The following is a 22,202-nucleotide window of genomic DNA, read 5'->3' as shown; positions in this document are numbered from 1 at the left end:
TGCAGCTAAAAATGAAGACGAATATTAGGGGTTGATCTCTCCTCTAATATTCGTCTTCTTCTAGATTAATTAATATTTTGTCCCAGCCTCTTGGTTTTTCGAGTAAATAAAAAGTTTCTAGTAAAATTGCAATTTTGTCTAGTAAATCTTAAAATTTTGTCTAGTATTTTTTCGGAATTGTCTAGTAAATCTCTAGAATTGTCTAGTAACGTAACTGTTTTGTCTAGTATTGTATTAAGATTGTCTAGTTAATCTGAAGTTTTTCTCTTTCCTCGTTATACAATCGGCTCAGCGTACTTATTTTCTAAGCTTTCATTTAATGGGCGGCCGGTATCGTATGATATATCGCCGAGTAGGTCAAAGGCTGTTGCCCGCACTTCATCCAATGGTTTTTCCCAATATTGTAAAATAGCATTAACGAGAGTTACCGCCTCATCTCTGGCTTGTTTGTATAAATCAATAAAACTCTCTGTACTTGGCTCTTGAGTAGCTGAATGATGCCAAACCTCGTGCCGTTCATTTAAAAAGTCCGTTACCTCCGTGATTGGCCTATGTGAAATAGGTGGAATCACTTTTCCTAATAATTTATTTTCCATCCATATGGATCATAAACGATTCTTAAAGCTAGCTTCATATCTTGATAAGACTTCTGAACAAAGCCTTCCTGCATTGACAGGTCATCTCCAAAATGTTCGTGCAAGATCTTCTCTAACATCACAGACAAATAGGAGTTAAGCTCTGTGCCCACATTTAATTTCTGAGAAACCGGTTCCTTCCAGGTTTTAATATTTCTAAAGTTCCACAGCATTAACGTATCAATAATCGTCTCGAGCTTTTGATGGTCATAGTCTTTATAACCAGCTCTATAATGAATATATGGATGCGTTACACGATCGAGAACATGATGAGTGATAAAACCCAGTGTATAGGCTTTCGTTTCGTCTGTTCCAATTTTAGCGCCTTCAATCATATCACGTAGGACGATCCCGCATTTATTACGGTGCATGAGAAGTCCTAGGTCATTAATTGGAGAACTCTTTGTCCAAGGCCAGGGGTTATGATAGAAGAACGGGTCTGGCCCTTGTGCTCCTAAATTAAAGTAATGTTGGTGCTTACGTACTTGAGAGCTTAACGGGACATATTCCATGACATCTTCACAAAATAAAATATGGGTCCAGACGTTTGGCATACGATCACCTTCTTAAATACTTGATACATAACTGATTCTAGATATATGGGTAAATCCCTTCTTTTTGAAGAAAATGTCAGGTTATGTCGGAAAATAAAAGGGAAAAGGTTTATCTAAAGAGGTTTTTGTTTAAAATGTTCTTAGCTGGTCTTATAATGAATAAGTAGCTCCTAAGAGGAGGAAAGATCATGTTCAAATTAATTAAGTATGCCGTTGTACTGTTAGTCATCGGTTATATTATAAATTCCCTGCCAGAGTCGATGTTTACAGATTCTAAGCAAAACGCAGCATCTAATGAAGAGACGACTGCTGTTGAAGAAGTCGGGAGCAGAGTTCAGCATTTAGTGACCAATGTTGACTGGGCAGAGGCTACGGAGAAAGCTGTCAATGGACTTAACCGTGCAGCGATGATGCTGTCTATGTACTTAGAAGGTGATGAAGACGTTGATGTAGTCCCAGTTTTTAAAGGTGATGAAGTAGACGGGACAGAGCGGGATTCTGACCAAGTCCATGAGTTTGAACGCCGCGTTCATGAACTGGTGAATGAAGAGCGAAAAAAGCGGGGACTTGAGCCACTTGAGTTTTCTGTTGACGTCAGCCATGTCGCTCGCGCTAAATCTCAGGATATGGCAGACAAAGATTATTTTAGTCACGAATCACCAACGTATGGATCACCATTCGATATGATGCAAGAATTTGGCCTGAAATACATGGCAGCTGGCGAAAATATCGCGATGGGTCAACGGAGTCCAGAACAAGTCATGGAGGGCTGGATGAATAGTGACGGACACAGAAAGAACATTCTCCATGAAAACTTCACACATCTAGGTGTCGGTTTTATTAAAGACAACGGAACTTATTACTGGACGCAGATGTTTATAGGGAAGTAGGAAGAAGCCGGATCACAATGAGTGGTTCGGTTTTGTATAGTAATTAATATGTGAATAGGAGGAATTACAGTGAATTTAAATAAAATAGACTACTTACTGCTTATTGGGATAGGTGTTTTACTAATTATTGATCATTTTGTTAGTGGATTCTCACATAATTTTCTAGCTTGGATTTTTGCTGGGCTGATCGTTTATAGTTTAAATTATAAAAAGTACAAGGAAGGATCATTAGAGCAGATAAGGAACTGGCAAGTCGTCAGCACGTTGATCATAACAGGAATGGTCATCATTTTCTCGTTAATCGGTACCGTTAATGAACCAGGGGTATCTTTTGCTAGCGGAATATTCTGGTTCGCCATATTGCTTTCGATTTTTGAAATTATGTACCAAACCAATCAGATAAAACAAGGAACTGACGATCGTTAATTCCTCTGGTTAGTATAAAAAATTCTGATCCACATGATAACTTAACTTTACATTGAATATAATCTACCAATGAAAGGGTGGATTGTCATGTGGAAGGAATTCAAGCAGTTTGCTTTGAGAGGCAATGTCATAGAACTAGCTATTGCAGTAATTATTGGGACGGCTTTTAGTAAAATCGTAGACTCACTTGTAAACGACATCCTAGCACCTGTTTTAGGACTGCTTGCAGGCGGGACAAGTTTAAAATTTTTGGTCATTAACATTGATGGGACCGTTATTCGTTACGGAGCTTTTTTACAATCAACCATCGACTTCTTAATTATTGCCTTTTCAATCTATATCTTTATCAAGATTTTTTAATTACATTAGAGGGAAAGAAAGTGTAAAACTTGAGGAGGCTCCTCACCCTAATCAAGAAGTGCTGAATGAAATACGTGACTTGTTAAAGGAAAAGAAAAAAGACGAAAGAGGCCCGAAGTTACGTATCAAATAGTAAGGAAGCGGTCTACTAACTAGAAACTTTTTCTATGGTATATATTAACTCTTAAAATCTGGTTGAAAGTTGTTATAATGTGCGTGTGGGGGTCAAGACATCTAAGGAGGTAATACCTTGAAAATGTTAAGACCAATTACGGCTGTGTTAATCGCAGTCATTATGTCAATTATTTTAGCTACTGGACAAGTAGCAGCAAGTAGCCAAGTCGATAGCCAGTCGTCAAACGAAGCACACACATTCACAGTTAATTTCTCTGAGTGGTTCCAACAGGATACAAAGTTTAATTGGAATAAATTTATAGATTACTACTGGAATCAAGCACAAAACAGCAGCCAGTAGAAGATAAAGAGAAGCAAGCTGAGCCAAAAGAAGAGGCTCCAAAGCAAGAACAACCGGCTGAGCAAGAGCAGCCAGCTAAACAGGAGCCAGCTCCTGAAAAGCAACCTAAACAAGAGCAACCAGCTGAAGCTCCTCAAAAAGAGCAACAAGAACAAAAAGCTGAAGCTCCACAGCAAGATCAGCAACAAGAGCCAGCTCAAGAAAAGCAAGATCAACAACAAACTTCAGACTTACAAGCATTTGAGCAAAAAGTTGTTGAATTAGTCAACCAAGAAAGACAAGAACGTGGTTTACAACCATTAAAAGCTTCATCTGAATTAAGTGATGTTGCACGCGAAAAATCACGTGATATGGCTAAGAACAATTACTTCAGCCACACATCACCAACTTACGGTTCACCGTTTGATATGATGAAGCAGTTTGGAATTGACTACCGTACTGCAGGTGAAAACATTGCGATGGGTCAAACGACTCCAGAACAAGTTATGAATGGCTGGATGAATAGTGATGGCCACCGTAAAAACATCTTAAGCAGTAACTTCACACACATTGGCGTTGGCTACGTTGAATCAAATGGACAAACTTACTGGACACAAATGTTCATTGGTAAATAAATAGAGAGAGTAGAAAAAGGGAGACGTCTGGCTTAACTTTCTGTTAGGTCGGGCGTCTTTTTCTTAAGCTGAAATTGACCACGTTTACTAGACAATTTGACTGTTTTACTAGACAAAATTTAAGTTTTACTAGACAATTTCGAAATTTTACTAGAAGATTTTTTAATATACTAGACAATGAACATGTGCTTGGAGTACTAGGAGAGCTCTTTTGTGTTAAGATATGTTAAAACATGAATTACACTAGGGGGTCATAACATGGTATTTGAAACGGACCGGATTTACTTTCGCAAATTAGCTAAGGATGATGTCAAAACACTCTATAATTGGCACAATGACGTTGAAGTGTTTACGAACATGAGATCGTCACTTGATCTTTACAACCATGAAGACATTGAAGAATTTTATGACAAAATTAAAGAAGGTAAGAGCTTCATCATTGTTAATAAAGAAGACAATCGTGATATTGGAAATATTTCATTGGTTGGCCTTAACTTTAGGCAGCGTCATGCAGAGATCTTATTACTAATTGGCGAAAAAGATTACTGGGGGCAAGGTTACGGGAAAGAAGCGTTTCGACTGCTATTAAATTATGCGTTTAAAGAGCTCAATTTACACAGAGTTAGTTTAAAAGTGTTTTCGTTTAATCAGAAGGCTAAGAAAATGTATGAGAATCTTGGTTTTACAGTTGAAGGCAAACTAAGAGAGAGCTTCTTTAGACACGGAGAATGGCATGATATTTATATCATGAGTCTTCTGCAGCAGGAATACGCTGAACTAAACGAATAACGATGCTTTACATATCATATTTTGTGGTAATATATTGAAAAAGTGAATCCAATGATGAAGAGAGTAATTTAGATGTAGCTAACAGCGAGTTAGGGTTGGTGTGAGCCTAACAGTGAAACCTAAATGAACCGCACTTCTGAGGAGCTACCTGAAACCTAGTATGGTGAGCCGGGGTAACCCCCGTTATCAATGTAAAGTGGCCTGTTAGTTTTAACAGGTAAAAAGAGTGGTACCGCGACAACTCGTCTCTTAATGGTTAAGAGGCGAGTTTTTTATTGAGGAGGAATCTAATGGATATAAAACAGTCTCTCACAACGGTCATTCACGAACATGTTAGTGAACATTTAACCTTAAAGGAAGTAGCAAAGTTAATTGAAAAGCCTAAAAGTGAAAACCATGGAGACTATTCGTTTCCTTGTTTCATTTTAGCCAAAAAAAATGCGTCAATCCCCACAGGGAATTGCTTCAGACATAACAAAGAAGATCGAGGATCCACTAATTGAACAAGTAGAAGCAGTTGGACCTTATGTCAATATCTTTTTAGACAAATCAGTTGTGAGTACAAACGTGCTTAAAACCATTCTAAAAGAAGGCAGCAATTACGGTCAGTCGCAAATTGGCCAGGGTGAGAAGATCGTTTTAGATTTTTCCTCACCTAATATCGCTAAGCCTTTCTCGATGGGGCATTTACGGTCTACAGTCATTGGTCAGTCACTTGCGAATATTGTTGAGAAGGTGGGTTTTCAATCAGTCAAAATTAATTATCTAGGTGATTGGGGAACCCAGTTTGGAAAGCTCATTTATGCCTACAAACTATGGGGCGATGAGAATAAGGTGCGCCAGAATCCGATCAAAGAGCTGCTGGAGCTTTATGTGAAATTTCATAAAGAAGCGGAAGCGAACCCTCAGTTAGAAGATGAAGGACGAAATTGGTTTAAAAAACTGGAAGATGGAGATGAAGAGGCTCATCAACTATGGGACTGGTTTAGAGATGAATCACTAAAAGAATTTAAGAAAATCTATGATTTGTTGGGTGTGGATTTCGATTCTTATAATGGTGAAGCCTTTTATAATGACAAGATGGCTAACACGATTAATCAGCTTAAAGAAAGAGAACTATTAGTTGAATCAGATGGAGCAGAGGTAGTCAGTTTAGATGAGTTTGACCTTCCACCTTCGTTAATAAAGAAGCGTGACGGGGCAACGTTGTATGCGACGCGTGATCTTACAGCTGCTATTTACAGGCAAAATCAATATCAGTTCAAACAAGCGATCTATGTCGTTGGACATGAACAGTCCTTGCATTTTAAGCAGCTATTTTTAGTTCTGCAGAAGATGGGCTTCACGTGGGCACAGAATATGCACCATGTTCCGTTTGGTTTTATTTTAAAAGATGGCAAGAAGATGTCGACCCGTAAAGGTAAAGTTGTGTTACTCGATCAAGTTATTCAAGAAGCGATTGAGTTAGCTAAGGAGAATATCGATGACAAAAATCCGTCCTTGGAAAATAAGGAGAAAGTCGCGGAGATGGTTGGTGTGGGTGCCATTATCTTTCACGATTTGAAAAATGATCGCCTTAACAATGTAGAGTTTTCACTTGAAGACATGCTCCGGTTTGAAGGCCATACAGGTCCTTATGTTCAGTATACGCATGCACGCGCCCAGTCTATTTTAAGTAAATATGCGGCAGAGCCAAAGGTGAATGATGGTGTAAACGATGATGAATCTTGGCCAGTCGTAAAACGATTACATCAGTTTCCAGAAGTGATTTTAAAGAGTTATATAGAATACGAGCCATCTGTTATTGCTAAGTATTTAATTGACTTATCGCAGGCTTTTAATAAATATTATGGGAAGGTCAAGATATTACATGATGATAGGCAGCTAGACGATCGTCTTGCATTAGTCGAATCAACAGGAATTGTAATTAAAGATGGATTACGTTATTAGGAATTAGTGCCCCCGAGAATATGTAAACCTGCAGGTAAAATAGCTCAACATGTTGATAAAAGTTGAAAACGTGAAGGTAAATCGCAAAAACATGAAGATAAATCGTGAAAACCTGCAGGTAAATTAGAAAAACCTGCAGATAAACCAAAAAACCTGCAGCTACAATAAAAGCTTGAGGCCTTGCGCCTCAAGCTTTTTCATCTTCTAATATCCAATCGACGGCTTCACTTAAATCTTTAAAGCTTTTATAAGCTTCTGGATGTGTGTTTACTACCATTAGACTTTTAATACCGACTGCATTCCCTGCTTCGATATCAGGCTCGCGGTCGCCGACCATATAACTTTTCATTATATCGATATCATAATCATCAATGAGGTCGAGTAACATTTGTGAACCTGGTTTTCGGCAGTAACAGTTTTCATGAGGGGCATGCGTGCATGCCATAATTTCGTGTATTTGCGCGCCTTGCTTTGCGAGTTCTCTAGCCATATGATCATGAATATCGTTTAGCGTATCTTCTGTCATATAACCTAATCCAACACCACCTTGGTTTGTAACGACAAACACTTTAAAGCCGGCATCGTTTAACTTTTTAATCGATTCAGGTACGTTTTCTAAGAAATACAGATCTTCTTTACGATTGACAAACTTAACGCGATGGGTCTTGACTTCATTAATGACACCGTCGCGGTCTAAAAATACTGCTTTATTCAATTGCACATTCATCCTTCCATGCTAATCTGTTGATGATCGGTTTCATCTATTGTCCTAAATTTAAATATAAGAACTAAAAACACTATTTGAGTGATGAGCCCAGCAATTGCTAGGATTATGATAAAGCCTAATAAATGGCTGACATTGATACTAAATGTGTTTAACAGCGCAATAAAGAACATGATAACCAAATAGGCTTTCATCGTCTTCTCCGTACGCCTTTTTAAATCACTACGATTCATTTGGTCAGCCAATTCAATTAATAACAGAAAGATGTAATAGGCTAAAACAATACTTAATATCGTAACACCTAAAAAGTAAAAGTTCCAGAGTCCGAGTGTTGTATAAGTGGCATTAGGGTCCACAAACATTTCTGGAATTACTAAGCCGGCGAGAAGAATAGAAATAATTTGAGCCGTTCTAGCAGGCTGAATGTTATTGGCAAAAAAGTTAAATCCTACTGTCGTGATGACATAACCTAAAGGGTCCATTAAGACGTCGAACTCATTTAATCGAAAATCTAAAAAGACAATTAATAACCCCCCAAAAATTAATAAAATGGCTTTTCTCATGTATGTTATTCCCCTCTCGCTTTGATTAATTCCTGAATATCCTTTGATGATAGGTTAGGATCTTCATGTAATAGCAGAGGAATGGCGAATGACTCGCCTTGGTCGGTCGTTCCGTTTAACTGAGCTCGAAAAAGGTACATATGAGTCTTATCTAAATCAATTTGAGTATATATGTATAATTGCTTACCTTGTTCGATCTTGTAAGGTTCGGCATCTTGAAAAAGCCCCCCAGGTAGTTCAGACCACTCGGCCTTCATCAAAGGTTCAATCGGGTGATTTTTCGATTTATTTATTTCCTCTCGCCACTCTTGTTTCGTCGTTCCTTTGGCGGTGTTCAGTTTAACTTCAAAATCTCCTTTAACTTCTTCTAAAGGTATACTTAATGATTCGATCTGTGCGCTCTCATGAAACTGTTTTGATTCAATCGCACGTCCATCGCTACCACTTCCATAGTGTCTTGATGTGTATATGTGGGGTTTTTTCTCAAATTGAGAAGGTTTCTTCACGTTTACATGGCCAACATCGACTTTCGCTGAAGTTCCATCATTAAAGTGGACCGTCATGTCATTAAAAGAAAACGGTAATTGAATTTCTCTAACAGATGGTTCGTTAAAATAAATAAAAATTTCTCTTAACGCATGATGGCTATATTCCGTAATATTTCTAGGTTTGTTTGGATGTTGAAACGCGAAAGAATTATTTTGAAGATGAAAGGTTTTACCATTAATCGTGACATAATTGATTTTTCGCTGATTAAATTTATTATCTATGTAGTAAAATTTTAAAGGTGTTTCTCCAACTTGATGTACGTAATAGTGTTCTAAAAATAACGGTTGATCTAGTTGTTGTGCGTTAAAGTATATGGAATTACCAATGGAGCTCAAAACAATAATGAGCAGCCCTAGTAACAGAAACTTTAATTTCATTCTTAATTCCCCCTCATACATAGCTATATGTTACCAAAAATAGATTAGAAAAAAATGGTTTATATCAGAAGTCTTTCATCGGACAGACACCCATTCTTTAAAGTCTTACATATGATGATGGTGTGAGGCTTTTTAGAAAGGAGAATAAACCATGAACGGATATAACGGACAACATGGTCCATATCGGCAGCCAGATGATGATGATCAGTTTTCTCCATTTAACTTTCTTGGACAATTAATCGGTTTTCCTGGTCAATCGCCGGGAGGGTTTCCGCCAGGGCAAGGGTTTGGCCCAGGTGGCTTCCCAGGCGGTGGTCCTGGAGGCTTTCCAGGAGGTCCAGGTGGGTTCCCAGGTGGCGGCCCAGGAGGTTTTCCTGGCGGAGGACCGGGTGGCTTTCCAGGTGGACTAGGTCAAGGACCAAGTGGCCCCCCACAAGGACCACCTCCATCTTTTACCCCGCAGCAAGGTGGTCAGTACGGAGTTCAAGCGGTAGACCCGGGTTCCATTAGGGGCTGCTTGTACCGATACACTTATGTATGGCTAGATAACCGCCAGCGTTTCTGGTTCTATCCAACATATGTCGGTAGACGCTCAGTATCTGGTTACAGGTGGACTGGGTTCTTCTGGGTGTATTATGGTGTAGATTTAAGACGAATCGATTCATTTCAGTGTTATTAGGATCTGAAAAGAGCTGAGCGCCCGTTTAACCACGGAGAAATTTACTGTATTAGCACAAAAAGGACCCCACATTTTACTGTGAGGTCCTAAAAACTATTAGGGGGAGGAGATAGTTTATTCTAATACCGATGATACGGCTTGATCGCTATTGATAATTAATAATACTTTACCTTCATCCATGTCTTCTTCATATTCTTCAGCTTCATCTTTACTAAAGCCCATTTCTTGAAGTTTAGTTCTAAGTTCGTCACCTTTTTGTTGAACATATTATTCAAGAAGTTTTTCATATCTTGCTCACTAAAGCCAATCGTGTTGGCTTTTGCATTACTCGCAATACGTTCTGTACGATCGTCATCATGTGACAATATATACACTTCAGAGTTGTCAATTCCGTGATCTTTTAGTTTTTGAACATCTTGAACAAGTTTTTCATCATTCGTATATTCTTTTACAAATGGCATGTCTTTCACTCCTTCTTTAATATGTTACATTAGGTGTTTACCACGTGAACGAAATCTAAAACATACAAGAAGGGCTTAACTTAATAAATCATCAAAATCTCGCTCGCCTCTTACGATTAATAGAATCTTCCCTTGATCCAACATCGCTTCATATTGTTCAGCGCTTTCTTCTGATACGCCAACTTCTTCTAGTTTTGCTCTTAATTCATTGCCTTTTTGGTCAAATCCTTCACTTTGCATGAGTTCGATCGTATGTGTTCGAGTTTTATGAGCTAAATCTTCTGTATGCTCATCATCATGAGTCAATACATAAATATCTTCTTGACTGACACCATTACCTAATAATTTCTTAATGTCATGTTCAATGTTTTGGTCATTTTTATAATCTTTTACATACGCCATAAAACTTTCCTCCTTAATAACCTGAACGTTTGTCGTCAAATTTATAGTCGTCAATCATGTGAAAGTCATGCTTCTGCAATGGAGTTTCAGCAGGGCCTTCTAACACCTCACCAGTATATGAGAATCGAGATCCATGACAAGGACAATCCCATGAACGTTCTGATTCATTCCAATTAACTTCACATCCTGCATGAGTACATGTCGTGTCAACGATATGAACTTGTCCATCGGGATCTTTATAAGCTCCTTTTCGCTCACCATCCATTCGTATAATCGAACCTTCATCATGATCTAACTCTTCAATTTTAGTGCGTGGCACTTCCATTTTTCCTTTAATTAAGTGTTTAGCCATATCCAAGTTTTCCATGAAAAATTTCTTTAAACTTGGATCTGGTGAAAAGCGAGAAGGAGAAAAGACGTCTTGATATGGATTCATCTCACCTAAAACATAATCACTCATTAACTTTGCGGCATTAGTTCCATTCGTCATACCCCATTTACGGTAGCCTGTTGCAATTAGTACGTTTTGTCGTTTCTTAGTAATCGGGCCAACATATGGAATTTTATCTAGGGTGATAAGATCCTGAGCTGACCATCTGTGTAAAATTTCATATTCATTTTCTGTAAATAAGTCATCACAGAAGCGTTTTAAGCCTTTAAAGTGTTCCATCATGCCTTTACCTTGACCAGTCTTGTGATCCTCACCACCGATTAAATAAACCTCTTCGCCATTATAAGTAGCCTTACGGATTGAATGTTCTGGTTTATCAACACTTAAGTACATGCCACCTGGATAAGGTTTGTTAGCTTTAACAGCTAACACATATGAACGGCTGGCATACATTCTAGTTGAATAGAGTCCCGTTCCTTCATAAAAAGGAAAGTGAGAACAGGCTAACGCGTAGTTAGCTTTCACACGAAAGCCGTCTCGAGTGACAACGACAGCGGCACCGTGAGCATCCTCAACATCAACAGCAACTGTCTGTTCATAGAACTTCCCGCCTTTATCCTGGATGAGTTTAATTAAATGAGATAAGTATTTTAGCGGATGGAACTGCGCTTGATTTTTCATAGATAAAGCATTTTCAATTGGAACATTAAAGGGAATCTCACTTTCTAAATTTCCTTTAATATTTTAAGTTGTCATAAGCTTGGTACTCTTTTTCAAGCTTATTTTTGTACTCTCCAGAAGTTGAAAATAGATAGGCATCCTGTTTCTCAAAATCACAATCAATTTGATGGTTCGTCACAAGCTCTTCAACCAATTTAAGTGCGTCCATATTCGCCTCATAATAGAGTCTGGCTGTGTTATACCCCATTTTATTAATTAAATCCTGATAGATAATTTCATGCTGGGCGGTTACTTTTGCCGTCGTATGTCCAGTTGTGCCATTTAATAACGTACTAGCTTCAAGTAACGCGACTTTAATATTTGTTGTGACAAAAGATAGGCGGCAGTTATGCCAGTAATTCCACCACCAATAATGACGACATCAGTTGTTAAGTCTTCAGTAAGTGGTTCAAAGGTCGGAATTGAAGTCTCTTCAAACCATATAGAATGAGACTGATCCGGAAATTTAGGTTTAGACATCATTTTACACTCCATTTCTATATACCCTTTTTGTGTAGTATTTGTCACAATCAGAAGGATATTCAGATGCATTATTTTATTGTAAAATATAGTTAGATGGAGGGGATTAAAATGTCGACGGCAGTTTATTTAATTATAGGTGTTTTATTTGTCGTAACGTTAATTGGTACATTCTTAATTGGGAAAAATGAAACAAATAAAGTTAAAAAGTATGAACAAGAAGGCCACTCACCAAAAGATGAACTTAAAACGTTCTTGGGAATATGAGACATCTTCATTGCAGAAAAACATTCCGTCTCTGTTAATTATTTATGGAGTCGTGGTCATTGCAAGCATTATCGCTTTAGCCATTTATATTTTCTGATTTGACATAATTTTGTAATATTCATTTAAACCTTGTGTAATATGAAAGCGGTTCAAGTGGTGTTATTCTTATAATTAGAAAAAGGTTATTTCCCCCTAGTCACATATAGTGAGAAGCAGTAGTGAAGCTATGAACACATGTTCATAGCTTACTTTCTTTTGTCAAAAGGAAATTCGACATAACTTGCGAAATATATATATAAGGGGGGATTTCGTGGAGAACGTATTTAACCCGTTTCCAGAACTTGAAACAGAGCGAATTAAATTAAAGAAGCTTACCTATGAGGATGCTGCAGATATCCATCATTACGCAAGTCAACGCATCGTATCAGACAATGTCACTTGGGATGCCCATAAAAGTATAGAAGAAACATTACAGTTATTGATTTTGCCCAAAGTCGATATGCGGACCATCAAGTAGCGCCATGGGAAATTAATCATAAAAAGATCAAAAGTAATCGGGACGGCCGATTTTGTATGGTGGAAGAAAGATCATCGTGTAGCAGAGATTGGCTATGTCTTATCACCGGATTATTGGGGAAAAGGTTTAATGCCAGAAGTGGTCAATAAATGATAGATTTTGGCTTTAATAACATGAAACTTGTTAGAGTCCAGGCCTTATGTTTTGAAGAAAATATTAATTCTGAACGTGTGATGCAAAAAGTCGGGATGTCATACGAGGGAACGATGACGAAGAGATTTTTGTTAAAGGTGAACACAAAAACTTAAAAATTTATGCCATAACTAATTAACCCAAGGAATTAAGCATCCTTGGGTTGTTTTGACTCTGGTTTTTTTCATTTAACATTTTTTTTTAAGTTCTTCTTTATATTTTCGTGAGACTAAGATATATAAGAAGTCTCCAGGTTTAATTTCAGTATCACCATAAGGTGTGATTAACCGATCACCTCGCACAATGGCACTGATTGTAGCTCTTTTCGGAAATTCGATATCTTTTAATGTTCTACCCACCACCGCATTATCGCGATTTGCCTGAAACTGAATCATCTCGGCATTTGCTTTGGCAATTGAAATCAACTCAATAGAATGGTGCGGAGTATCTTTAACTGGCCCCATTAGACCTAATTTTTCCGCGATATAGTTAATCGATGAACCTTGAACAAGAGCCGATGTTAAGACAACGAAAAGATAATATTGAATAATAAAGTAGCATTTTCAATACCGGCTACAATTGGAAAGGTAGCTAAGACGATTGGTACAGCACCGCGTAGACCTGCCCAAGATAAGAAAATCTTTTCTTTTACGGTATACTTCATTCGAATTAATGACAAGAACACGGCAGCTGGCCGAGCTATAAAAATAAGAACGAATGAAATTAATAATCCTTGCGTCATGACACTAAAAGAAAAGACGTGTTCAGGAAAAGCAAGTAATCCTAAAATCACGAACATTAGAATTTGAGCCATCCAAGCGAACCCTTCATTAAATTGCGAAATAGAATAACGGTAAGTTAATTCTGAGTTACCAATCACAAGGGCTGCAACATATACAGCTAAAAACCCACTGGCATCAATGGTTGAAGCAATACTATAGGTTAGTAACCCAAACGATAAAGTAAAAATCGGGTATAAACCAGATGATTCTAAATTAATTCGATTAATTGAAAACGAAGCTAATTTACCGATGCTTAGTCCAAGTAATAGACCCATTCCCATTTGCCAGAAGAAAGAAGGAATCATGATCCAAAGACTTGTGTCAGGTTGTAATAGTAGTTCAATAAAAATGAGTGTTAAGAATACAGCCATGGGATCGTTTGTACCTGACTCAGCTTCAAGAGTTGCTCCCATCTTGGCTTTAATATTTCGTTCTTTTAATGCTGCGAACACGGCTGCGGCATCAGTAGAACCAACAATAGCACCAAATAATAAGGCCTCATACCATAAGACATCTAATATATAATGAACGGCTACTCCTGTGATCAGTGATGTAAGAAGGACACCAACAGTTGCAAGCGAGATAGAAGGTAGGGCAACAGATCGAACGGTCTTCCATTTGTTTGAAGACCACCTTCAAAAAGAATAATAATTAGTGCTAGAATACCTGCCATTTGAGCAATTTCTGCATTATCAAAGTAAATCCAGCCTAACCCGTCGCTACCAATTAACATTCCGACGAGTATGAAAAGGACTAGTGAAGGAAGACCAATGCGGCTAGAGAATTTTGCAGCTATGACTCCACTAATTAATAGAAAAGCTATGATTAATACGAATACATCATTATCAAACGAACCTAATTGCATGGCAGTTCCCCTTTTTTCACATTGTCTATTAACTATTTTATCAAAACTTCTTATTAATTTCTTCTGATAAAAACTTTTCAGGTTCATAATTAAACTTATTAATAAGAGTTGGTATAATTGAACTATGTTAAAATAAAATTATTAATTTTCTGAATAAGGAGGATGCTGATGAGTAACCAAGTTCCCGTTTTAAAATCTCAATTATCGCCGCCGCCAGTAAAAGATCAATTTATCCATCGCATTAAATTACATAGACAATTACAACTCATTCCTAACTATCCTCTAACAATCATTTATGCTGGAGCTGGTTATGGTAAAACGGTTGGTTTAAGTAGGTTTATCCAAGACTTAGATTCTAAATCGTGTTGGCTAACAGTTGCCGAATATGACCAGCATATTATTAGATTATTAACGAAAATGGTGACAGCTATTCAATCCGCCTCACCTGAATTTGGTCGTGATTTAATGGATCAATTTAATCAATTGAATCAACATGTAAAAGATGATGAGCTTTGGACGTTAATGACGATGATGGTTAATGAAATAGAAGCCTTAAATGATGAACTAGTTTTAGTAATTGATGACGTTCATGTGTTAAATCAAGCCCATTCTTTTCATAAATGGATGCAGTTATTAATTAAGCATATTCCAAAAACATTCACATCGTCATATCGACTAGGCATAAACCTAACTGGACACCATTACAACAATTAAAGGTCCAAGACGATTTATTAGAGATTATCACTCAACACCTTGCCTTGTCATTAGATGAAATGGATCACCTGATTAGAGACATGAATAGCATCGAACTAAATGATGATCAAGTTGAAGATATTTATAGCCTGACTGAAGGCTGGCCAATTGCTTGTTCAATGGTGGTGCAACAATTATCATCGGGGGTCTCTATTAATTAACTCTTAAATGAAACAGATTTTGTTTTAAAGGATTTATATCAATATATGCAAGTTGAAATTTTTTATAAACAACCTTCAATCGTCCAAAAGTTTATTGAACAAACAAGTGGTTTAAATGAATTAACAGAAGACTCGTGTAACCGTCTAATCCATATTTCACATTCAGACTTAAGTCTGATGTAAAAACATTCCCAAGTTGGTAACACTTTTCAGAAAATTTGTTATATAATGACAATGGATTATGAAAATGGGGGATGAGAATGGAGAAAATTATTGAGGTTAGGAACTTAGAGAAGGTTTACAAAAGAAGAAGACAAAAGAACTTGTCAAAGCAGTAGATGGCGTTAGTTTTGATGTTTATCGAGGTGAAATCTTAGGTTTGTTAGGTCCAAATGGTGCTGGTAAAACAACGACCATTAAGTCAATTTGTGGTCTGTTAAAACCGAATGGAGGAAGCGTACATATAAATGGGTTTGACTCTAATAAAGAACGACTAAAGGCAGTCAATTATATTACGGCAGTGTTAGAAGGGAACAGAAATATATACTGGAGACTCACAGTTAGGGAAAACATGGAGTATTTTGCAGGGAATCGCGGAATCTCAAAAAAGCGATTCAAGGTAAAATAGATGAGTTACTAGTTTTTTTCAATTTGAAAAATAAAGAGCAAGAACTGGTTAGTAGTTTGTCACGGGGGATGCAGCAGAAACTTGCGATCGCGATTGCATTACTCCCGGATACGGATGTGATTTTATTAGACGAACCGACTTTAGGGTTAGACGTTGAAACAAGCTATGAGGTAAGAGACTTACTTAAACAGATTGTGAGCGAGCAAGGTAAAACGATTATTATAAGTACTCATGATATGCCTATTGTTCAAGACATTTGCGATAGAGCGGTGATCATAAATGGTGGTAAAGTCGTAGCAGATGAAAAGGTTGAAGATTTAATTAAATTGTTTGAGACAAGAGCTTACAGTTTCACTATTGAAGAAGTCCTCACAGAACAGCAGAAAGTAGCCATCCATAACCACTTTCCGATAGTTGAAATAAATGACCTCCAGATTAACGTGACCTTGGAAAAAGAAGACGACCTTTATATCATTATGGATATTTTAAAAAGTAATCAAACTAAAATTGAAAAAATTGATCGTACGACAGTCGATTTTGAACAGGTCTTTATGCAGTTAATAAAGGAGGGGAATGACATTGACACAGCTGTGGCATCTCACTAAAGCCAATATGGCAAAAGAATATATAGAGTTAAAACGCTATTATCCCAATACGATCACCATGATTGTTCAATTTTATTTCGTCTTTTTAGCCATGCTGCTAGGACTATATGCTATTGGAGACCCCCAACAAGTTGATACGAACGTACAATACGTCATAGTAAACTACGTGATATGGTTTTTCATGTTAACCATTATGCAAAATTTAGGGTTTGTCGTGCTAGTCGAAGCACAGAGAGGTACTTTAGAGCAGCTCTTTATGTCGCCACTCGGCATGTGGAAAGTGCTTTTAGCAAGAATTGTCTCAAATGTATTGATTTATGGTGTGATTGTGTTTGTGTTACTTATTCTATCTATGTTAACGGCCGGCGAGTGGCTTATTTTAAGAATTGATATCGCATTACCAATTTTTATGGTTACGACTTTAAGTATGATTGGAGTTGGCTTTTTATTAGCAGGACTTGCAATTATTATTAAACAAATTCAATCCGTCTTAAATGTCCTTCAGTTTATTTTAATGGGGTTAGCTTTTGTACCACTATCAGTAGCTCCTTATTTAGTGTTTGCTCCATTTTCCAAAGGAATTGATATGGTACGTCAAGTCATGATCCACGGATATACATGGGGAGATTTTACAGCATTAGATTACACAGCTTTGCTTCTAAATTCAGTCTTTTACTTAGTGTTTGGAATTTTTATTTATTTAAGGTCTGAAAAAAATTGCTATGGAAAAGGGACTTTTGAGTCAATATTAAATTTGAACGTGACAGAATAAATATTCTTTGTTAAAGTAAAATTATGAAAATTGAAAATGATGCACTACTAGGGGTGCCCAATAATCGTGGGCTGAGAGGAAGCACGCATGCTTCTAACTCTTAAAGGACCTGATCTGGTTAATACCAGCGTAGGGAAGTAGCTATGTATGACTTAGTATGTCTTCTAACGTCAGGTCCAGTTATGGCCTGACGTTTTTGTGTATATTTAGGTCCTTTTTTAGCATCAAAGGGAGGTGAAGTAGTGGGGCAAGTTCGTAAATTAACTGTTATGTCAGTGTTTATTGCAATCGGTATTGTTGGATCTCAGTTTATTTGGTTTCCAGCAGGAGTTGCTAAAGCTTATCCAGTTCAACATGCCATTAATGTCATGGCAGCCATTTCCCTTGGAACAGGTCCAGCTGTGTTAATAGCATTTCTCATGGCTTTAATTCGTAATTTGCTAGGTTTAGGTACGTTATTAGCCTTTCCAGGGGGGGATGATTGGAGCTTTTTTCGCAGGAATTTTATATAAAAGGTTTAAGAAAAAGGTTGGGCTGCTGGAGGTGAAATCTTTGGAACAGGAATAATAGGAGCGCTTATAGCATTCCCAATCGCAAATTTCCTAATGGGCAGTTCAGCAGGTGCTTTATTTTTTATCCCTGTATTTATAGTTAGTTGTGTTCCAGGTGCCATAATGGGTGTCTTACTAACTACTAGATTAAATCAACACATAATAAGAGCAGCAGGTAACATTGAGGAGGAGGTAGCTAAATGAGCTTTACAGAAAATTTAAGACATGAAAACGATGATTTATTTCAAAAGATCTTTAATCACTCTTTTGTTAAAGGAATTGGGAACGGTGATGTCCCGTCTGAAGCGGTGAAGCATTATATTAAAGCAGATTTTGAGTACTTAAATTCATTTATTAAGGTTTATGCATTAGCCATAGTTAAATCAAGTAGGCGAAGTGATTTTCAGTTTTTAACGAACAAATAAGTTTTATTTTAAATGATGAAACGCACCCACACCATAACTTTTGCCAGTATGCAAATGTGGATTATAAGTCGTTACAACATCATCCGTTACCACCAACAGCAGATCATTATATAAAACACATGCTATTTCATGCACAAAACGGAACATTAGCTGAGATTTATTCTGCGCTTTTACCTTGCCCGTGGACGTATTATGAAATTGCCTTAAATTTAATCGAGCACTTTAACATTAATGAGGAGCACCCTTTTTATGAATGGATTAGCTTTTATGATCGAGACGATCTTAAGGATTTAATTCTAAATTTAAGAAAAACGCTTAGACTCATTAGCATCACTAGCAAATGAAAATGAGAAAATTAATATTAGAGAAGCATTTCGTAAAAGCTGTGAGCTCGAACTTAAATTTTGGGACATGGCTTACACATGTGAAAACTGGTCTGGGTCAAGCGAGGTGTCTCTATGAAACAAGTATCAACTGTTTTAACGATTGCTGGAACCGATCCATCTGGAGGAGCTGGTATACAAGCTGACTTAAAAACTTTTCAGGAATTAAAAAGTTATGGGATGTCAGTCATTACATCGGTCGTTGCTCAAAATACGACGGGTGTTCAAGATGTGCACCACTTGCCAATAGAATTTATAGAAAAACAACTAGATTCTGTTTTAACAGATATACCTGTTAATGCATTCAAAACAGGTATGATTGCAACAGAAGATATGATGCGAGTTATACATCAGCGTATGAGGCAGCAGGATATTTACTACGTTCTAGATCCAGTCATGGTAGCTACAAGTGGTGATGTTCTAATAAATGAAAATGCGCGCGATTATTTAAGAGACTATTTAATTCCATTGTCAACGGTTGTGACACCAAATATTCCTGAAGCTGAATACCTAACCGAAACTAGTATTACGAGTATGGAAGATATGAAAGCCGCTGCCAAAATTCTTGTCAACGAATTAGGTGCTTCAGCAGCCTTAATTAAGGGTGGTCATTTGGAAGGTCATCCTATAGATTGGTTATACAATGGTGATGAGTTTTACAAGTTTACTTCTAATAGAATTAATACGACGAGTACGCATGGAACTGGGTGTACTTATTCTGCAGCCATTACAGCTCTTTTAGCGCAAGAAAATCTATTATTGACTTCTATTGAGTATGCGAAACAATTTGTGACGTCAGCTTTAAGATATTCTTTCTCATTAGGACATGGGAACGGGCCAACTAACCATTGGGGAATTCGGGAGGATCGTATGAACTCAAAACGTAATTGATGCTGTCCGAGAAAAAAGTCCACTCATTCATCATATTACGAATCATGTTGTGATGAATTTTAGTGCGAACGGTTTATTATCTTTTGGTGGCTCACCAATTATGGCTAAAGAAGAACAGGAAGTAGAAGAGATTGTTCAAGTGGCAGATGGTCTTCTACTAAATATTGGTACTGCAGTTGAGCAAGATTACAAATCTATGATTCGAGCTGGTATAAAGGCAAATGATAGAGGAATTCCAGTTTTGTTTGACCCAGTTGGAGTTGGTGCAAGCCAATTCAGACAGGCAAATGTTCAAAAGTTGTTAAAAGAAATCACGCCGACGGTTATTAAGGGGAATGCCGCAGAGATTGCCTATTTAGCAGATGTGAAATGGAAAGCTAAAGGCGTGGATGCCGTAGGAGATGGCAATGTCATTGAATTAGCTGAAAAAGCATTCGATCGCTATCAATGCCCTGTTGTCTTAACGGGAAAAAGGGATGTTATTGTAACTGCAGGCAAAACGGTAACTAATAAAACCGGTCATAGATGGTTAGAAAGAATAACAGGAGCAGGTTGTTTACTAGGAACTATCATCACCTCATGTATCTCTGTTGATGGTGATTTACAAGAACAACTAAAAGAGGCTGTCTATTTTATGGTTTGGCCGCTGAATATGCAAGTCAATTGCAGCATGTGAAGGGACCAGGAACATTTATACCTCATTTTATAGATGCGCTTTCTTATGACCTAACGTTTTTGAAAGAGGCAACCAAATGAACGAGCATCTACTAAGAAAATATTTTATAATGGGCAGTCAAAACTGTGTGAATGATCCAAGAGACATATTACTAAAGGCAATTGAAGCTGGAATTACGATGTTTCAATTCAGGGAAAAAGGAAGTGGGTCTAAGAATGGAAATGAGAAATTAAAGCTTGGCCTTGAACTTAGGGAGATATGTAAAACCTACGATATTCCGTTTATTGTGAATGATCATGTGGAATTAGTAAATGTACTTGAAGCTGACGGTATCCATGTGGGTCAGGATGATGTATCTGTAGAGAAACTTCGGAAACAGTTTCCTTATAAAATTATAGGACTTTCAATTTCAAATCAAGATGAATTAAAACGAAGTCCGATTAATTTAGTGGATTATATTGGAACTGGACCGATTTTTGGCTCTAAGACAAAAGAAGATGCTAAGAAGCCTGTAGGGTTAGAGTGGATTCGATCGCTTAGAAATCAGGGTCTTACTCTTCCGATTGTCGGTATTGGCGGAATCAATGAAACGAATGCACAACAAGTGTTAGAAGCTGGAGCTAATGGAGTATCAGTGATTTCAGCTATTACGAAATCCAACCACATTTTTGAAACTGTTCAAAAATTATAAGCGACCACACGTTGGTCGCTTTTATTTTTGTTTGTAAAAGTAGTAAGATGATAGTCGGAGGTGGTAAAACTTGATTCGTTCATACATATTTCTACTCATCACAGTTATGATCTTCTCTGGTAATTTAATTGTTGGAAAAGCTATCAATGAATTACCACCTATTACGATTGCCTTTTTCAGAACGTTAATTGCTTTTTTAGTCGTTCTTCCATTTGGGTTCAAACAGTTTCGTTATTACCATAAAATTTGGCGTGAGAACTTTTGGCCACTTATTGGAATTGCACTAACTGGCATTACTACGTTTAATGTGTTAGTTTACTTATCGCTTAACTTTACGACGTCTACAAACGCTGGGATTGTGGAAGCGACGACTCCGGCCTTTGCGATGGTGTTATCATTTTTAATCTTAAAAGAAAAATTGAAACCTCGTCATATTATCGGGACTGTCGTATCCTTTATTGGAGCATTGTGGGTATTAACCTCGGGCTCAATTGAAAGGCTACTTGAATTAAACATTAATATTGGTGACCTAACGATGCTACTTGCGATGATCATATGGGCCTTTTACACACTGATAGTCAAACAACATAATCATAAGTTTCCGATATTTGGCGGTACACTTGTAATGGTAGGTCTAGGCTTAATAGTTATAATTCCAGCTGTTGTAATCGAGTGGTTTATTCTTGGGTTTCCTTCACAAATTGTGAATCCCGGTAATTGGTCAGGCTTATTATATTTAGGAATTTTCCCATCTTTTATCGCTTTAGTGCTATGGAATCAAGCAGTTTCCGATTTAGGACCGTCACTCTCAAGTGTATTCTTAAACTTATTACCTTTCTTCACCACAATTGGAGCCGTGATCTTTTTAAACGAACAAGTGGTTGCAGCTCAAATTGTTGGAGGAATTCTTGTTATTGTTGGGGTCATTATGGTGAATGTTAATTTTAGAAAAAGAAAATCGTCATAAACAATAAAAAAGGTTCGGATGACTAGTCATCCGAACC

The 22,202-nt window shown here is 37.4% G+C and carries 29 protein-coding genes, 5 pseudogenes, 1 riboswitch and 1 other annotated feature; of the genes and pseudogenes, 25 read left to right on the top strand and 9 right to left on the bottom strand.

Features of this window, described 5'->3' with window-relative positions; genetic code table 11:
• Positions 1–275: 275 nt before the first annotated feature.
• Both JCM13188_RS12530 and JCM13188_RS12525 read right to left on the bottom strand, forming a co-directional pair.
• A complete protein-coding gene (locus JCM13188_RS12530; RefSeq protein WP_054754452.1) occupies positions 276–596 on the bottom strand; it encodes a hypothetical protein in 321 nt (106 codons plus the stop codon).
• Complete coding sequence (locus tag JCM13188_RS12525) at positions 578–1,189, bottom strand: zinc dependent phospholipase C family protein (protein ID WP_054754451.1); 612 nt, start codon at positions 1,187–1,189, stop codon at positions 578–580. Before JCM13188_RS12525 ends, JCM13188_RS12530 begins: the two co-directional genes overlap by 19 nt.
• 188 nt (positions 1,190–1,377) lie before the next feature.
• Between JCM13188_RS12525 and JCM13188_RS12520 the strand changes: the two genes are divergently transcribed.
• The 7 genes and pseudogenes from JCM13188_RS12520 to argS all read left to right on the top strand — a co-directional run bounded on the left by JCM13188_RS12520 (position 1,378) and on the right by argS (position 6,719).
• The gene (locus tag JCM13188_RS12520) at positions 1,378–2,079 is read left to right on the top strand and encodes a CAP domain-containing protein (protein WP_054754450.1); all 702 of its coding nucleotides are present in this window, start codon (positions 1,378–1,380) and stop codon (positions 2,077–2,079) included.
• Positions 2,080–2,148: 69 nt separating this feature from the next.
• The gene (locus JCM13188_RS12515; RefSeq protein ID WP_054754449.1) at positions 2,149–2,505 is read left to right on the top strand and encodes a hypothetical protein; all 357 of its coding nucleotides are present in this window, start codon (positions 2,149–2,151) and stop codon (positions 2,503–2,505) included.
• A gap of 87 nt (positions 2,506–2,592) precedes the next feature.
• On the top strand, positions 2,593–2,865 hold the full coding sequence (mscL, locus tag JCM13188_RS12510; RefSeq protein WP_439646640.1) for a large conductance mechanosensitive channel protein MscL: 273 nt from the start codon (positions 2,593–2,595) through the stop codon (positions 2,863–2,865).
• Positions 2,866–3,115: 250 nt separating this feature from the next.
• The gene (locus tag JCM13188_RS12505; protein WP_054754448.1) at positions 3,116–3,340 is read left to right on the top strand and encodes a hypothetical protein; all 225 of its coding nucleotides are present in this window, start codon (positions 3,116–3,118) and stop codon (positions 3,338–3,340) included.
• Positions 3,295–3,954, top strand: coding sequence for a CAP domain-containing protein (locus tag JCM13188_RS19265; RefSeq protein ID WP_369405010.1), 660 nt, complete (start codon positions 3,295–3,297; stop codon positions 3,952–3,954). The genes JCM13188_RS12505 and JCM13188_RS19265 overlap by 46 nt, the downstream gene beginning before the upstream one ends.
• A gap of 258 nt (positions 3,955–4,212) precedes the next feature.
• On the top strand, positions 4,213–4,743 hold the full coding sequence (locus tag JCM13188_RS12495; protein ID WP_054754446.1) for a GNAT family N-acetyltransferase: 531 nt from the start codon (positions 4,213–4,215) through the stop codon (positions 4,741–4,743).
• 42 nt (positions 4,744–4,785) lie between these two features.
• Positions 4,786–4,996, top strand: a binding site (T-box leader).
• Positions 4,997–5,033: 37 nt separating this feature from the next.
• Positions 5,034–6,719, top strand: a pseudogene (gene argS / locus JCM13188_RS12490) (arginine--tRNA ligase).
• 161 nt (positions 6,720–6,880) lie between these two features.
• Here the strand turns inward: argS and JCM13188_RS12485 are convergent.
• Genes JCM13188_RS12485 through JCM13188_RS12475 form a run of 3 tightly spaced genes read right to left on the bottom strand, consistent with a single transcriptional unit; the run spans position 6,881 to position 8,906 of the window.
• A complete protein-coding gene (locus tag JCM13188_RS12485; RefSeq protein WP_054754453.1) occupies positions 6,881–7,408 on the bottom strand; it encodes a D-glycero-alpha-D-manno-heptose-1,7-bisphosphate 7-phosphatase in 528 nt (175 codons plus the stop codon).
• A gap of 8 nt (positions 7,409–7,416) precedes the next feature.
• Positions 7,417–7,980, bottom strand: a complete 564-nt coding sequence (locus JCM13188_RS12480; RefSeq protein WP_054754445.1) for a hypothetical protein — start codon at positions 7,978–7,980, stop codon at positions 7,417–7,419.
• 5 nt (positions 7,981–7,985) lie between these two features.
• A complete protein-coding gene (locus JCM13188_RS12475) occupies positions 7,986–8,906 on the bottom strand; it encodes a hypothetical protein (protein WP_054754444.1) in 921 nt (306 codons plus the stop codon).
• 151 nt (positions 8,907–9,057) lie between these two features.
• Between JCM13188_RS12475 and JCM13188_RS12470 the strand changes: the two genes are divergently transcribed.
• Entirely contained in the window at positions 9,058–9,585 is a 528-nt protein-coding gene (locus JCM13188_RS12470; RefSeq protein WP_054754443.1) for a hypothetical protein, read from the top strand.
• Between the two features lie 114 nt (positions 9,586–9,699).
• On the opposite strand, the pseudogene JCM13188_RS12465 reads toward JCM13188_RS12470, so the two are convergent.
• From JCM13188_RS12465 to JCM13188_RS12455, 3 genes and pseudogenes are all read right to left on the bottom strand, one after another.
• A pseudogene (locus tag JCM13188_RS12465) lies at positions 9,700–10,046 on the bottom strand (YflT domain-containing protein).
• Between the two features lie 75 nt (positions 10,047–10,121).
• The gene (locus JCM13188_RS12460) at positions 10,122–10,448 is read right to left on the bottom strand and encodes a YflT domain-containing protein (RefSeq protein WP_054754442.1); all 327 of its coding nucleotides are present in this window, start codon (positions 10,446–10,448) and stop codon (positions 10,122–10,124) included.
• A 13-nt stretch (positions 10,449–10,461) separates the two neighbouring features.
• Positions 10,462–12,039, bottom strand: a pseudogene (locus JCM13188_RS12455) (FAD-dependent oxidoreductase).
• A gap of 111 nt (positions 12,040–12,150) precedes the next feature.
• On the opposite strand from JCM13188_RS12455, the gene JCM13188_RS19260 reads away from it, so the two are divergent.
• The 4 genes from JCM13188_RS19260 (at position 12,151) to JCM13188_RS21180 (ending at position 13,131) form a co-directional block, all read left to right on the top strand.
• Positions 12,151–12,306, top strand: a complete 156-nt coding sequence (locus JCM13188_RS19260) for a hypothetical protein (RefSeq protein WP_279401804.1) — start codon at positions 12,151–12,153, stop codon at positions 12,304–12,306.
• A 310-nt stretch (positions 12,307–12,616) separates the two neighbouring features.
• Positions 12,617–12,823, top strand: a complete 207-nt coding sequence (locus JCM13188_RS19255; protein WP_279401803.1) for a GNAT family N-acetyltransferase — start codon at positions 12,617–12,619, stop codon at positions 12,821–12,823.
• A gap of 15 nt (positions 12,824–12,838) precedes the next feature.
• On the top strand, positions 12,839–12,976 hold the full coding sequence (locus JCM13188_RS19250; protein ID WP_369405009.1) for a GNAT family N-acetyltransferase: 138 nt from the start codon (positions 12,839–12,841) through the stop codon (positions 12,974–12,976).
• Entirely contained in the window at positions 12,973–13,131 is a 159-nt protein-coding gene (locus JCM13188_RS21180) for a GNAT family N-acetyltransferase (protein ID WP_369405007.1), read from the top strand. Before JCM13188_RS19250 ends, JCM13188_RS21180 begins: the two co-directional genes overlap by 4 nt.
• A 72-nt stretch (positions 13,132–13,203) precedes the next feature.
• Here JCM13188_RS21180 and JCM13188_RS12445 read toward each other — a convergent pair.
• Positions 13,204–14,662 (bottom strand): annotated as a pseudogene (locus tag JCM13188_RS12445) (potassium/proton antiporter).
• A 168-nt stretch (positions 14,663–14,830) separates the two neighbouring features.
• Between JCM13188_RS12445 and JCM13188_RS12440 the strand changes: the two are divergent.
• The 13 genes and pseudogenes from JCM13188_RS12440 (at position 14,831) to JCM13188_RS12400 (ending at position 22,165) form a co-directional block, all read left to right on the top strand.
• Positions 14,831–15,376: an AAA family ATPase gene (locus JCM13188_RS12440; protein ID WP_054754440.1), complete on the top strand. Its 546-nt coding sequence runs from the start codon at positions 14,831–14,833 to the stop codon at positions 15,374–15,376.
• 59 nt (positions 15,377–15,435) lie between these two features.
• Complete coding sequence (locus tag JCM13188_RS19245; RefSeq protein WP_279401802.1) at positions 15,436–15,576, top strand: hypothetical protein; 141 nt, start codon at positions 15,436–15,438, stop codon at positions 15,574–15,576.
• Positions 15,577–15,621: 45 nt separating this feature from the next.
• Positions 15,622–15,759, top strand: coding sequence for a hypothetical protein (locus tag JCM13188_RS19240; RefSeq protein WP_279401801.1), 138 nt, complete (start codon positions 15,622–15,624; stop codon positions 15,757–15,759).
• A gap of 196 nt (positions 15,760–15,955) precedes the next feature.
• Positions 15,956–16,204, top strand: coding sequence for an ATP-binding cassette domain-containing protein (locus tag JCM13188_RS21175; RefSeq protein WP_369405006.1), 249 nt, complete (start codon positions 15,956–15,958; stop codon positions 16,202–16,204).
• Between the two features lie 23 nt (positions 16,205–16,227).
• Positions 16,228–16,809 (top strand): AAA family ATPase, encoded by a 582-nt coding sequence (locus tag JCM13188_RS21170; protein ID WP_369405005.1) that lies wholly within the window; start codon positions 16,228–16,230, stop codon positions 16,807–16,809.
• Positions 16,784–17,581, top strand: a complete 798-nt coding sequence (locus JCM13188_RS12430; protein WP_279401800.1) for an ABC transporter permease — start codon at positions 16,784–16,786, stop codon at positions 17,579–17,581. The genes JCM13188_RS21170 and JCM13188_RS12430 overlap by 26 nt, the downstream gene beginning before the upstream one ends.
• A 39-nt stretch (positions 17,582–17,620) precedes the next feature.
• Positions 17,621–17,734, top strand: a riboswitch (TPP riboswitch).
• A gap of 89 nt (positions 17,735–17,823) precedes the next feature.
• Positions 17,824–18,336, top strand: a pseudogene (gene thiW, locus JCM13188_RS12425) (energy coupling factor transporter S component ThiW).
• Entirely contained in the window at positions 18,333–18,557 is a 225-nt protein-coding gene (locus JCM13188_RS21165; RefSeq protein WP_369405004.1) for a thiaminase II/PqqC family protein, read from the top strand. The pseudogene thiW and the gene JCM13188_RS21165 overlap by 4 nt, the downstream one beginning before the upstream one ends.
• Complete coding sequence (locus JCM13188_RS21160; RefSeq protein ID WP_369405008.1) at positions 18,554–18,901, top strand: thiaminase II/PqqC family protein; 348 nt, start codon at positions 18,554–18,556, stop codon at positions 18,899–18,901. Before JCM13188_RS21165 ends, JCM13188_RS21160 begins: the two co-directional genes overlap by 4 nt.
• 114 nt (positions 18,902–19,015) lie before the next feature.
• Entirely contained in the window at positions 19,016–19,831 is an 816-nt protein-coding gene (gene thiD, locus JCM13188_RS12415; protein ID WP_054754438.1) for a bifunctional hydroxymethylpyrimidine kinase/phosphomethylpyrimidine kinase, read from the top strand.
• A gap of 49 nt (positions 19,832–19,880) precedes the next feature.
• Entirely contained in the window at positions 19,881–20,507 is a 627-nt protein-coding gene (gene thiM / locus JCM13188_RS12410; protein WP_369405003.1) for a hydroxyethylthiazole kinase, read from the top strand.
• 76 nt (positions 20,508–20,583) lie between these two features.
• Positions 20,584–21,198 (top strand): thiamine phosphate synthase, encoded by a 615-nt coding sequence (thiE, locus tag JCM13188_RS12405; RefSeq protein ID WP_054754435.1) that lies wholly within the window; start codon positions 20,584–20,586, stop codon positions 21,196–21,198.
• A 70-nt stretch (positions 21,199–21,268) separates the two neighbouring features.
• Entirely contained in the window at positions 21,269–22,165 is an 897-nt protein-coding gene (locus JCM13188_RS12400; RefSeq protein WP_054754433.1) for a DMT family transporter, read from the top strand.
• Positions 22,166–22,202: the final 37 nt, after the last annotated feature.

Origin of the sequence: Piscibacillus salipiscarius JCM 13188 (assembly GCF_001311865.1) — a bacterium.
GTDB lineage: Bacteria > Bacillota > Bacilli > Bacillales > Alkalibacillaceae > Piscibacillus > Piscibacillus salipiscarius.
Note: the sequence above shows the minus strand (reverse complement) of the source record. Positions and strands in the feature narration are given on the sequence as shown.

What these genes read in the sequence shown, in the direction of transcription:
- JCM13188_RS12530 (WP_054754452.1), bottom strand. Translation starts at nt 596, where the DNA reads ATGGAAAATAAATTATTAGGAAAAGTGATTCCACCTATTTCACATAGG.
- JCM13188_RS12525 (WP_054754451.1), bottom strand. Translation starts at nt 1,189, where the DNA reads ATGCCAAACGTCTGGACCCATATTTTATTTTGTGAAGATGTCATGGAA.
- JCM13188_RS12520 (WP_054754450.1), top strand. Translation starts at nt 1,378, where the DNA reads ATGTTCAAATTAATTAAGTATGCCGTTGTACTGTTAGTCATCGGTTAT.
- mscL (WP_439646640.1), top strand. Translation starts at nt 2,593, where the DNA reads ATGTGGAAGGAATTCAAGCAGTTTGCTTTGAGAGGCAATGTCATAGAA.
- JCM13188_RS12495 (WP_054754446.1), top strand. Translation starts at nt 4,213, where the DNA reads ATGGTATTTGAAACGGACCGGATTTACTTTCGCAAATTAGCTAAGGAT.
- JCM13188_RS12480 (WP_054754445.1), bottom strand. Translation starts at nt 7,980, where the DNA reads ATGAGAAAAGCCATTTTATTAATTTTTGGGGGGTTATTAATTGTCTTT.
- JCM13188_RS12475 (WP_054754444.1), bottom strand. Translation starts at nt 8,906, where the DNA reads ATGAAATTAAAGTTTCTGTTACTAGGGCTGCTCATTATTGTTTTGAGC.
- JCM13188_RS12470 (WP_054754443.1), top strand. Translation starts at nt 9,058, where the DNA reads ATGAACGGATATAACGGACAACATGGTCCATATCGGCAGCCAGATGAT.
- JCM13188_RS12460 (WP_054754442.1), bottom strand. Translation starts at nt 10,448, where the DNA reads ATGGCGTATGTAAAAGATTATAAAAATGACCAAAACATTGAACATGAC.
- JCM13188_RS19260 (WP_279401804.1), top strand. Translation starts at nt 12,151, where the DNA reads ATGTCGACGGCAGTTTATTTAATTATAGGTGTTTTATTTGTCGTAACG.
- JCM13188_RS21180 (WP_369405007.1), top strand. Translation starts at nt 12,973, where the DNA reads ATGATAGATTTTGGCTTTAATAACATGAAACTTGTTAGAGTCCAGGCC.
- JCM13188_RS12440 (WP_054754440.1), top strand. Translation starts at nt 14,831, where the DNA reads ATGAGTAACCAAGTTCCCGTTTTAAAATCTCAATTATCGCCGCCGCCA.
- JCM13188_RS19245 (WP_279401802.1), top strand. Translation starts at nt 15,436, where the DNA reads ATGGATCACCTGATTAGAGACATGAATAGCATCGAACTAAATGATGAT.
- JCM13188_RS19240 (WP_279401801.1), top strand. Translation starts at nt 15,622, where the DNA reads ATGCAAGTTGAAATTTTTTATAAACAACCTTCAATCGTCCAAAAGTTT.
- JCM13188_RS21165 (WP_369405004.1), top strand. Translation starts at nt 18,333, where the DNA reads ATGAGCTTTACAGAAAATTTAAGACATGAAAACGATGATTTATTTCAA.
- thiD (WP_054754438.1), top strand. Translation starts at nt 19,016, where the DNA reads ATGAAACAAGTATCAACTGTTTTAACGATTGCTGGAACCGATCCATCT.
- thiE (WP_054754435.1), top strand. Translation starts at nt 20,584, where the DNA reads ATGAACGAGCATCTACTAAGAAAATATTTTATAATGGGCAGTCAAAAC.